At 42.0% G+C, this 10232-nt stretch carries 12 protein-coding genes; 2 read left to right on the forward strand and 10 right to left on the reverse strand.

The features are described from left to right. Positions 1-19: 19 nt before the first annotated feature. From HX743_RS11210 to rpoD, 6 genes are all read right to left on the reverse strand, one after another. Entirely contained in the window at positions 20-1414 is a 1395-nt protein-coding gene (locus tag HX743_RS11210) for an APC family permease (RefSeq protein ID WP_004972258.1), read from the reverse strand. 267 nt (positions 1415-1681) lie between these two features. After that, entirely contained in the window at positions 1682-2866 is a 1185-nt protein-coding gene (locus HX743_RS11215) for an iron-containing alcohol dehydrogenase (protein ID WP_104853139.1), read from the reverse strand. Between the two features lies 1 nt (position 2867). Further along, a complete protein-coding gene (locus tag HX743_RS11220) occupies positions 2868-3401 on the reverse strand; it encodes a hypothetical protein (RefSeq protein WP_026438100.1) in 534 nt (177 codons plus the stop codon). A gap of 75 nt (positions 3402-3476) precedes the next feature. Continuing rightward, the gene (gene lipB / locus HX743_RS11225; RefSeq protein ID WP_004972253.1) at positions 3477-4133 is read right to left on the reverse strand and encodes a lipoyl(octanoyl) transferase LipB; all 657 of its coding nucleotides are present in this window, start codon (positions 4131-4133) and stop codon (positions 3477-3479) included. A 152-nt stretch (positions 4134-4285) separates the two neighbouring features. Next, positions 4286-4579 (reverse strand): YbeD family protein, encoded by a 294-nt coding sequence (locus HX743_RS11230; protein ID WP_004972250.1) that lies wholly within the window; start codon positions 4577-4579, stop codon positions 4286-4288. 113 nt (positions 4580-4692) lie between these two features. Next, positions 4693-6579 (reverse strand): RNA polymerase sigma factor RpoD, encoded by a 1887-nt coding sequence (gene rpoD / locus HX743_RS11235; protein ID WP_004972247.1) that lies wholly within the window; start codon positions 6577-6579, stop codon positions 4693-4695. A gap of 373 nt (positions 6580-6952) precedes the next feature. Between rpoD and HX743_RS11240 the strand changes: the two genes are divergently transcribed. Then, complete coding sequence (locus HX743_RS11240) at positions 6953-7162, forward strand: PA3496 family putative envelope integrity protein (RefSeq protein WP_004972246.1); 210 nt, start codon at positions 6953-6955, stop codon at positions 7160-7162. A gap of 68 nt (positions 7163-7230) precedes the next feature. After that, positions 7231-7755 (forward strand): YecA family protein, encoded by a 525-nt coding sequence (locus HX743_RS11245; protein ID WP_004972244.1) that lies wholly within the window; start codon positions 7231-7233, stop codon positions 7753-7755. A gap of 105 nt (positions 7756-7860) precedes the next feature. Here the strand turns inward: HX743_RS11245 and HX743_RS11250 are convergent, their stop codons facing one another. From HX743_RS11250 to HX743_RS11265, 4 genes are all read right to left on the reverse strand, one after another. Continuing rightward, complete coding sequence (locus tag HX743_RS11250; protein ID WP_178319251.1) at positions 7861-8403, reverse strand: hypothetical protein; 543 nt, start codon at positions 8401-8403, stop codon at positions 7861-7863. A 225-nt stretch (positions 8404-8628) separates the two neighbouring features. After that, positions 8629-9045 carry an ABZJ_00895 family protein gene (locus tag HX743_RS11255; RefSeq protein ID WP_004972241.1) on the reverse strand — a complete coding sequence of 139 codons (417 nt, stop codon included), beginning with the start codon at positions 9043-9045 and terminating at the stop codon, positions 8629-8631. A 48-nt stretch (positions 9046-9093) separates the two neighbouring features. Further along, positions 9094-9708 (reverse strand): DedA family protein, encoded by a 615-nt coding sequence (locus HX743_RS11260; RefSeq protein ID WP_004972240.1) that lies wholly within the window; start codon positions 9706-9708, stop codon positions 9094-9096. Positions 9709-9783: 75 nt separating this feature from the next. Continuing rightward, positions 9784-10071, reverse strand: a complete 288-nt coding sequence (locus HX743_RS11265) for a hypothetical protein (RefSeq protein ID WP_096901025.1) — start codon at positions 10069-10071, stop codon at positions 9784-9786. Positions 10072-10232 lie beyond the last annotated feature (161 nt).

A 10232-nucleotide genomic window follows, 5' to 3' on the forward strand; every position in this document is an offset into this window, starting at 1 on the left:
AGTTGTGATGCTATTTGTCTTAGCGATCATCAAACTCATTGTGCTGCGGAGCAGGGTGTTTAAAGCCTTTGGTTTTATAACCGAGGTATAAAACCCCAAACATTGCCCACCATAAGCCATACTTCAATGAAGTTTCATCGACTTCGAGCCATAAAGCAAAGACTGCAATAAAGCCGCACAACGGTACGATCACAAAATTGAGAAGGTCTTTAAAGCCTTTGGTACGACCATCACGTAGCGCGTAACGTGAAATCACCGATAAATTCACAAAGCTAAATGCGGTGAGGGCACCAAAACTGATTAATGAAATGACAAAATCCAAGTTCATAAAACCAGCAGTTAACGCCACAGCACCTACAATTAAAATATTGTATGAAGGTGTATAGCTACGTGGGCTGATATGACCAAAGATTTTTTTGTTAATCACGCCATCACGACCCATCACGTACATTAAACGCGAAACGCCTGCATGAGCCGAAATACCAGATGCCATTACCGTTACAATAGCAAAGGCAAGCACATAAGACTGGAACAGCGAGCCGCCGACCAAGAGCAGAATTTCTGGCTGCGTTTCTGCAATATTTTTAAAGTAGCTGCCTGGTTCATTCGGGAAGAAAATCTGCATGAAATAGGTGCTGACAATAAAAATCACACCCGCAATCAGCGCAGTTAAGAACATTGCCTTCGGTAAGGTTTTTTCAGTGTCTTTGGTTTCTTCTGCAAGCGAGCTGAGTGAGTCAAAACCTGTAAATGAAAAGCAGAGTAGGGTTGCACCTGTAATCAATGCGCCTACCGAAGTCAGTTCATTCCAGAAAGGTTCTAAGCTCCATAACTGATAGCGTTGCTCGGCAGTGATTGGACCATCGGCATTGAAACCTGCCTGAAGTTTGGTGTACATCATCCATGTAAATACGCCAATGACCACCAACTGTACCAAAACGATCATACTGTTAAAGTTGGCGACAAAACGCGCACCACGCAAGTTGACACCCGTCATAAATGCCGTGAGTACCACTACCCAAATCCAGTGATTCACATCAGGGAATAAGGCTTCCAGATAAATCACCGCCAAGATGATGTTGACCATTGGCGAGAGTAAATAATCTAGCCAAGATGACCAACCCACCATAAAACCAACGTTGGGGTGAATCGATTTTTGTGCATAGGTATACGCCGACCCAGAAGAAGGATAACGACGAATCATATGACCATAACTTAAAGAAGTTAAAAGAATGGCAACCAGTGCAAAAATATAAGATGTGGGTACGTGAAAATGACTTTCTTCCGATACTAAGCCGAAAGTGTCGAATAACGTCATCGGTTGAATGTAGGCTAAACCAATAATAATAATGTGCCAGAGTCCTAGCGTTTTTTGCAGTTTAGCTGCCGATTGAGTCCCAGAGATATTTGTCAACGGCGTTATCCTCTTAATCGTTGATCAAGGATCAGTCATGTTTGTTCAGGATTGTTTGAGACGAACAATCCCCCCTACATAAAAAGTAAAAACGCGCCAATCTACTCCATAATGACGCGCCTTGTCAGTATCTTTGCTTTCTTTTTTAGCAGAAAAAACGCCATATTGATGAAAAAACATCAGACGCAGCAGTCTACCAATGAAAAGCCCGATGTTTAGAAAAACATCAGGCTAGATTTTCGGCTATGTTCGCCTATTTTGTAGGAATTACCAAGCCTTTTTTAAGATAGCTTTGAGTTCTTCTAAATTGGCTTCTTTTGGGTTGTAAATAATCGAACCATCGTTCAGGGCTTTTTCAGCGACTTCATCTAATTGTGCTTCGCTGACTTTACCAGTTTCTTGTAAAGTGCGTGGCAATTTGGTCAGTGCATATAAGCGGTCACGAATAGCTAAGAGTGTCGCAATGGTTTTATCGGCACGTAAATGTGCAGGGGTTTGCGCATAGACGTCTGCGCCTGCCAACGGTAATAGCAGCTCGGCAATTTTATCGGCATTGACGTCTTTGTTGTATTCCAACACGTATGGCAAGAATAAATTCATGCACAGTCCATGTGGCAAATGTGCCACAGCACCCAACGCATGACCTAGGGAATGCACTAAACCAACCATGGAATTTGAAAATGCAATGCCCGCCATAGTAGATGCTTGTGCCAATTCCAAACGGCCTTGTTCATCGCTTGGGTTGTCTAATACATTGAACAGGTTATTGCTGATTTTTTTAATTGCTGCAGTGGCATAAGCATCAGAAATTGGGTTGGCTGCCATGCAACTATAAGCCTCAATGGCGTGCGTCATGGCATCCATAGCCGTCATTGCTGTTAAATGTGGTGGCAAAGTTTGCGTCATACGCGGGTCTAAAATGGCTGCATGTGGCATTAAGTAATACGATGCAAATGGCATTTTGACGTTCTTTTCTGTGTCGGATACCACCGCAACCATAGTCACTTCTGAACCTGTGCCTGATGTGGTTGGAATCACAAAAAAAGGTTTCAGTGGGCGTGGTAAGTTATGCGCACCTGAATATTGCAATAAGTCATCACCGCCCTCGCTGACTAAAATATTGGTGGCTTTAGAAGTGTCAATGACTGAACCGCCACCCACCGCGATAATGGCATCACAGTTATTTTCACGGTACAACTGTGCCGCACGACGCACTGTTGCCACACTTGAATCTTGCGGGACATCATCAAAAACATAGCCAATCACGGCATCGGTAGATTCAAAAGCCGCTTCAATCGGTGCAAGCAAATTGTTGGAACGCACACCTTTGTCGGTAATGATCATTGGACGCTGCGAACCGAGTGTCGCCAATTCAAACGGAATATGTTCAAGCGCTGCATGACCTGCAATGACTTTGACTGGGCAAAAAAATTCGTAATAAGGCTTCGCCATGTTATGCACTCCGTTTGAAATAAGATTGGGCAACTTTTAGATAGATATTGGCTGCACCTGATAGTTTTTCTTTTAAGCTGAGTTCAGTCGGATATTGTTTTACCGCCAGTTCTGCCAGTAATTTAGGCAAGATCAGTGCTTCCATTTTATTCAGGCAACGTACCAAGCGAATTGCATAAGACACATCACCATCAGCAATCATGCGGTCATGCGCAAAGGCCTGTGCGGTACTTTCCTGAAATGAAAACACTAAAAATGCATGATTTAAGTGTTTGAAGGTAATGGTTAAATCGGGTTTTTGTGCCGTATTCTGTAACAGTTCTAATTGATGATCTGCAGTGACTTTGGCAACAAAGGCTGGACCATTCGGAAAAACTTTCATAGACAACACAAAGTTGCTGGGGAATTTTGCAACTTCCTGTTTAATTTCTTCATCGACCTGACTTGCCATGACTAAACCTCTGCCAATCACATCCATCATGAGTTTGACATAGGCCAGTTGCAAAGCGGGTTTCACAGATTTAGTTGAAATCACGCGCTGAATCCCTGTGTTATAAATCATTATTTAGAGTAAATACTCTATTTTATTTCTTATTGAAAAGAAAGCCATTTATACGTGAATGACTTGAACGTCATTAAAGTAACCGCTGTTTTGTAAAGTTTCAATGATATCTGCGCAGAAGTTTTCAAAATGTGGATAGTCATTGACTAAATCCATCACACGTACCATTTCCAAACCTGCATAGCCGCAAGGGTTGATACTTTGAAAACCAGTCAAGTCACAATCAATATTAAGGGCTAAACCATGATAACTACGGCCTTTACGAATTTTAAAACCAAGTGAGCCAATTTTCCGTTCATTGACATATACCCCTGGTGCATCGGCTTTGGCATAGGCTTCAATGCCGTATTTTTTAAGCAGCTCAATCATCAAGTTTTCAGCATAAGATACCAAAGTACGAACATTCCAGCCTAAACGGTTCAGGTCAAACATGAAGTAGGCGACCAATTGGCCTGGGCCATGCCATGTGACTTGACCACCACGATCAGTCTGTACCACAGGAATATCTGTCGCCATTAAAATATGTTCGGCTTTGCCTGCTTGCCCTTGGGTCAGTACATTCGGATGTTGCAAAATCCAGAGTTGGTCAGGGCTGTCTGCATCACGTTGTTCAGTCCAGTCTTTCATTTCCTGAAAGCGAGCTTGATAGTCAGTCAGGTCATGATATTGACGAATAATCAGGTTTGGCCGTTGTGCAGTATCCACAGTGATGCAGTCCTATCCATAAAAGCAAGAAATTGATTTTATTATACGAAAATGTGGCGGCTGTAGGGGATTTGTGGATTGAATAAGATTTTGGCAGCGCAGAAACAAAAAACACGCCCGAAAGCGTGTTATTTGAAAATCAATCTACAAAATTACAATGCAGTTTTAATCAGTGGGCAAGCTGCCAAATCTGCATAAATGGCATGCACTTGTTCCAATTCTTCAAAACGCAATTGTGCTGTAATTGAATGATACTTGCCTGTGCGTGATGGGGTAATGCTGATGCTTTGTGCATCAAACTCAGGGAAGTGCTTCACTAAAATTTCAAGCACAGCAATACGCAGTTCATCACCCGCGTCACCAATGAGTTTAATTGGGTAATCCATTGGAAACACCCAAAGATGCTCTTGTAGTTCACGAGATGGGGTACGGTTGAATAACGTCATAAGCGTGTGTCTCTATCTCTATATCAAACGCCTGCATAGGGCAGGCGTTTTTTGTCTTGTTGAATAAATGAGGCTGAATTTAAAAATTTCAATAGCTCATTTATGCAGCAATCTTAGTCATTTTCCAAGAACGAGCGTAAGTGTTCAGAACGAGAAGGGTGACGAAGTTTACGTAAGGCTTTGGCTTCAATCTGACGGATACGTTCACGGGTCACATCAAACTGCTTCCCAACTTCTTCCAAAGTATGATCGGTTGGCATATCAATACCAAAACGCATTTTCAGAACTTTGGCTTCACGTTCAGTCAAGTTTTCAAGCACTTCACGGGTCGCTTCTTTTAAGCCTTCAGAGGTTGCCGCATCAACAGGTGAGGTGATGTTGCTGTCCTCAATGAAGTCACCCAAATGTGAATCTTCATCATCACCAATTGGCGTTTCCATAGAAATCGGCTCTTTGGCAATTTTCAGAACTTTACGAACTTTAACTTCATCCATTTCCAAGCGTTCGCCTAATTCTTCTGGAGTCGGTTCACGACCCATTTCCTGAAGCAATTGACGCGATACACGGTTGATCTTGTTAATGGTTTCGATCATGTGTACTGGAATACGAATGGTACGCGCTTGGTCGGCAATAGAACGGGTAATCGCCTGACGAATCCACCATGTTGCATAAGTCGAGAACTTATAACCACGACGGTATTCGAACTTGTCTACCGCTTTCATCAAGCCGATGTTACCTTCCTGAATCAAGTCTAGGAATTGTAAACCACGGTTGGTGTATTTTTTTGCAATCGAAATAACCAGACGCAAGTTGGCTTCAACCATTTCTTTTTTCGCACGACGGGCTTTGGCTTCGCCTACTGCCATACGCTTAGAAATTTCTTTGATGCCTTTAACATCTAAGCCTAACTCTTTTTCAATGTCGGCAATTTTTTGTTGGAACGCCAAAATATCTGGACGTACTTTTTCCAAATAGCCTTTTTGGTCGGCAGGTGCTTTGGCAATGTGCTCGTCTAACCAAGCAAAGTTAGATTCCTGGCCTGGGAATGAGGTACGGAATTGAGTACGATCCATACGACCACGACGCACCGCATAACGCATCACTTCACGTTCAGCAGTACGAATTTGTTCATGTGTACCACGAATCATTTCCGAAATAATATCGAATAAACGTGGCGTAAATTTAAACATCATGAATACAGTCGCTAAAGCTTCTAAAGCCTCTTGAGCTTCGGCACTTTCACGACCATGTTTTTCAATGGCAGCAATTTTTGCAAGATAAGCCTGTTCCAATTCACCAAAACGCATTCTTGCAATTTCTGGGTCTGGACCTGAATCTGCTTCAGATTCTTCTTCGGCTTCAGCTTCTTCTTCCTCATCGTCATCATCAAGTTTGACGTCTTTGGTTGGTTTGTTGCTGGTGTCTTCTTCTTTGTCTAAATCGGCTTCGTCTTCTAAAACTTCTGGAATTTCTTCATCGGTTTCAGGGTCTAAATAACCTGATAAAATATCGGCAAGGCGGCGTTCACCTGCTTCATAATCTTTATATTCTTGCAGTACCACTTGCACTGCGTTTGGCCAGTAGGCAATCGAGTGAAGTACATCGCGAATCCCTTCTTCAATACGTTTCGCAATGCTAATTTCACCTTCACGCGTTAACAGCTCAACCGTACCCATTTCACGCATATACATACGCACAGGGTCTGTGGTGCGACCAGGCTCATTTTCTACAGAGGCAAGTACCGCTGCAGCTTCTTCTTCAGCAACTTCGTCGGCAGCTTCCGCATTATCCTCGAACATTGCATCATCAGATTCAGGCGCACGTTCATGCACAGGAATACCGACGTCTTGAAGCATTTGAATAATGTCTTCAATCTGCTCGCTTTCTGTGATTGAGTCCGGGAGATGATCGTTAACCTCAGCGTAAGTTAGGTAACCTTGCTCTTTGCCTCGGCTAATCAGAGCCGCTACTTGCGAAGTAGGGGAATTCATATCGCTCATCTTTGCTTACTCTTCGTTGAATCTGTGGCAGTGAAAAACCGTGCATGATAGCACAATTCGCTTTAAATAGGGGGTGAATTGATCAATCAAGCATGATTTTAAAATGATGTTTGAATGAAGAATGTGATAGGAATATGGGGCTTCATTACTGTTTTTCAAGTCAATTTCCTTTTTGCCCGCAAAATATTTTTATGATTGGGGCGAATCTCAAATAATGATACTAACTTGTTCATAAATACACAAATTTGCCGCAATGTTGCAAGCTGTCTATGTTGCAGTTTTTTGAAAAAAATAAATAAAACTTGACAATATTTATAAAGGCAGATAAATAGCGGCTAGACCCTTCACATTTTTTCATTCTGAGGTAGTTTTAGTGTCTTCTACAGATTTTGAACTAGATGATAACTACGGTGATGATGATGTTAATTTCGATGAGGCATCAAACAAAATAAGCGCGAAAGAATCTTTAGAAAAGCGCCGTTTGATTGATGATTTACTCGCACAACGTCGTTTGGAACGTGAGCTCAAAGATTTTGATTATGATTTTGACGATGACGACGATTTTGACGATGAAGATGACTAAAATCAGGTACTGTATCTGGCATTGAAAATGCTATGCTACACCCCTAAATTGACACCGATGGATTTGAAATGACTGCTTTAGATTTAGACCTGTTAAGTGAATATCTAGATGGTGACCAAAACGAGTATGGTCTAGACTTCGCTGCAACGCATGGTTTCTTGTGTGCCATTGCAGTTGGACCTCAATTTGACCCATGGTTAAATGAATTGTTTGAAGGCAACCAAAAGAAAGTGCCTGCTGAAATTATTGCGCAAATTCAGGCTTGGTTAGAAAGCATTCGCCAAAGTTTAGCCAATGAAGAAGGCATTGAGTTTCCATTTGAAATTGAAGAAGCAGAAGTTGATTCAAGTTTGGGTGATTGGAGCGTTGGCTTTGTCGATGCGATGTTCTTAAACGAAGAAGCATGGTTTACGCCTGAATTTGAAGAGCAATTGGTTGATTTAACTTTGCCAATGATGGTGTTTAGCGGCATTGATGAAGAAGATCCACAAATGGAATCTTTCCGTCGCAATGGTCAGTTAATGGACGAAATTGCAGAAGAAATTCCTGAAAACCTGAATGAATTATATTTGATGTACCACACGCCTGATTAATGGCTTGGTTTACATATTGTGTAATATGTAATCCTCATAAAAAAAACGCACTGCGCAAATCGCAGTGCGTTTTTTATTATGGCGCTTCAATGATCATGTTACCAATTAGCGTGTCGCACGATCCCAAGCATCTTTGACAGCAAATTTAGCTTGTTCCCACGTTAAGCGTGAACTGCCTTTAATTTGCCCCCATTTGCTTCTTAGATCGGGCTCAACATCTTCGAAACGTGTGTGCGTATCATAATGTGGGCGGTTTTCATAACCAACACGGTAGGCATTTTGGTAGTCACGGTCATATTCTAAATCGGGGTAATGACTGCGCGTTTCTGCATAATAGACAGTATTGAGACTATTGGCACGCCAGTAAGCTTCTTCTTCGGTAGGGTTCACAACTTCTGCTGCACCTTTACCTGCCAAACCACCCACTACAGCGCCTACAGCACCACCGACCACAGCACCTACTGGACCACCCAGCGCACCTACTGTTGCACCAGTAGCCGCACCGCCAACAGCACCTAAACCAGTACCGACAGGGTGTGCACCAGGTTCTCCTGTAATTGGATCGGCATTTAAGCGATCACGTTCTTCTTTTGGTAAGTTCTTAACCACATCACGGTCAATTTTTTCATTGCGTTCAAAATCTGACATTCGAATCACCTTTTTATCTTTGTATGCGTTATAGCGTTCCTATATTCATAAATCGCTATGAATAGGCTTAATCTACGCTGATACAATGTAGGCTTATAGCCTATTCAGAATGCATTTCAGTTACAGCGCATGTCAGACGTAAATTTATGTGTGATATATCAGCCTGATGTTGATTTTAAGTGTTTGATGTTGCGGTTCAGTGTGAAATACGTACTTTAGGTAAGCTTATAAGTACTTTTTTTGATAATAACGGTTCGCATACCAACCATAGGCAACATGAAAAACTGCACCATGAATCGCAATCAAACACAGCATCACCACCGCAGCCAGTGCTAGTCCTGCTTTATCTGCAGCTTTTAAAATGGCTTCTGCATTCGGATTCATCAGCACCAAGAAAAACACAAAGAAGCTACCAATAATAATTGCCACCGCACTTGAGCCCCAAACCAGTTGAATTTTTTCATCACTGCTCGGTAAGCGTTGTTCTTTTTTGACAAAATGTCCTGCGCTAATGAATGCTGCGGCAATTAATGCAGGGAGCAAGGTCAAGCCACCTAAGTTCAGACCAAAAATCAATACGGTAATGAGTAAGACCAGCGTAATACTGTAAACCGCAGCAAAAAATAATAAATATGGTTTCATGTCTGATTTTCCCCAAAAAATTGATTCAATTGCGCAGCAACACAAGCATTAGTCACGCATTTTACGGCGATGCCTACGGTATAAAATAATTGCGATGACTAAGAGCACCAAGCCTATAATGACATGGCTGACCTGACTGAAAATTTGCTGCATCAATTGTTGGTTTTCACCAAAATAATAACCCACGCAAGCTAAAAAAGTGGTCCAAATTATTGTGCCTAAACCACTATAAAACATAAATTTCCAAAATGGCATGTGGCTCATGCCTGCAGGAATACTGATGAGAGAACGAATAGCGGGAATCATGCGCCCAAAAAATACAATCCGATGTCCATATTGTTCAAACCAATGCAGGGAGTTTCGGACGTCTTGTTCTTTAATCCATAGATATTTACCGTAGCGATTGACCCAGTGGTAAATACTTTCATGTTTGCAGCGATAACCTACCCAATATAACACTGCCGCTGCGAACAACGAGCCGATACAGCCTGCAATGATGACACCCAATAGCAGTAATTGCCCTTGCGATGCAGAATAGCCTGCAGAGGGCATAATAATTTCAGAAGGAACGGGTGGAAAAACATTATCCAGAAACATTAACAGGGCAATACCAAGGTAGCCCAGTTGTTCCATAATGGAAATAATCCATTCAGTTAAGTTCATGCCAGTTGTGCTTTAGAAAAGTGCTTCTATCCTAAGCAGTATTGGACGAACAGTAAAGTCTTGCGCAATTTAGACTTAATCAAGCTCTGCATGGGTCAGGGTATAGATATATACACGTCTTAAGCTATATGCCACAAGTATAGGAATGGCACAGAGCAGGGCGTAATTCAAGAAATGCGCTTGTAGATGATAGCCAACAAATGCCGCAATAATACCGCCTAAAATTGCACCTAAAGCCACAATAAAAGTATGAGATTCATGTTCCAAACCATCTTGCATTGTTGCGCTATGCGTAGCAGTCACAGATTTTACAGGCGTAAAACGTAGTGTGTGCATTGAATTTGAAATTGTTGTTTTAGGCATAGCGTCACTCCTGATTGCGGCATATAAATTTAGGCTCTGTACACGACAAATTTCACAGAACCCTTATCCTATCAGGGTTCTGCCTTCTTAAAATTGCCAAAATTTCCTTAAACTCTTCTTTTTTCCCAAAACCAATTAAACGCTGAATCGCCATTTGAACA

Source organism: Acinetobacter sp. Swhac1 (assembly GCF_013390985.1).
Taxonomy (GTDB): Bacteria; Pseudomonadota; Gammaproteobacteria; order Pseudomonadales; family Moraxellaceae; genus Acinetobacter; species Acinetobacter towneri.